The organism is Phaeobacter sp. S60 (assembly GCF_000826845.1).
GTDB classification, from domain to species: domain Bacteria; phylum Pseudomonadota; class Alphaproteobacteria; order Rhodobacterales; family Rhodobacteraceae; genus Phaeobacter; species Phaeobacter piscinae.
The window spans coordinates 1-836 of the sequence record NZ_JSWJ01000045.1; the positions used below are offsets into that span (position 1 = coordinate 1).

1 protein-coding gene is annotated in these 836 nt (G+C 59.7%); it reads left to right on the forward strand.

Features of this window, described 5'->3' with window-relative positions; translation table 11 throughout:
* A partial coding sequence (gene gmd / locus OO25_RS22045) for a GDP-mannose 4,6-dehydratase (protein WP_071233304.1) occupies window positions 1–836 on the forward strand: 836 nt, incomplete at both ends.

Here is an 836-nt window from a genome sequence, read left to right on the forward strand (position 1 = left end):
AAAAAAGCCCTCATCACCGGTGTAACGGGTCAGGATGGGTCCTACCTTGCGGAGTTTCTTCTGGAGAAGGGCTATGAGGTGCATGGGCTGAAGCGGCGGGCGTCGTCGTTCAACACGGCGCGGGTGGATCATATCTATCAGGATCCGCATGTGGATCATGCCCGGTTCAAACTGCATTACGGCGATCTGACCGACACGTCGAACCTGACCCGGCTGCTGAGCGAGATTGAACCGGATGAGGTCTATAACCTCGGCGCGCAATCCCATGTGGCGGTCAGTTTTGAGGCGCCGGAATATACCGCCGATGTGGATGGCATCGGCACGCTGCGCCTGCTGGAGGCGATCCGCTTTCTGGGGCTGGAGAAGAAGACCCGCTTCTATCAAGCCTCCACGTCTGAGCTTTATGGTCTGGTGCAGGAAACCCCGCAGCGCGAGACCACGCCGTTTTACCCGCGCTCGCCCTATGCGGTGGCCAAGCTGTATTCCTACTGGATCACGGTCAACTACCGCGAGGCCTATGGCATCTATGCCTGCAACGGCATCCTGTTCAACCACGAGAGCCCGCGCCGGGGCGAGACCTTTGTGACGCGCAAGATCACCCGCGGTCTCGCCAATATCGCCCAAGGCCTCGAGGACTGTCTGTATATGGGCAATATCGACGCGTTGCGCGACTGGGGCCATGCCAAGGATTACGTGCGCATGCAGTGGATGATGCTGCAGCAGGAGGCGCCTGAGGATTTTGTCATTGCCACCGGCAAGCAATATTCGGTGCGCCAGTTCATCACCTGGTCGGCGCAGGAACTGGGGCTGACGCTGGCGTTTTCGGGCGCAGGCGT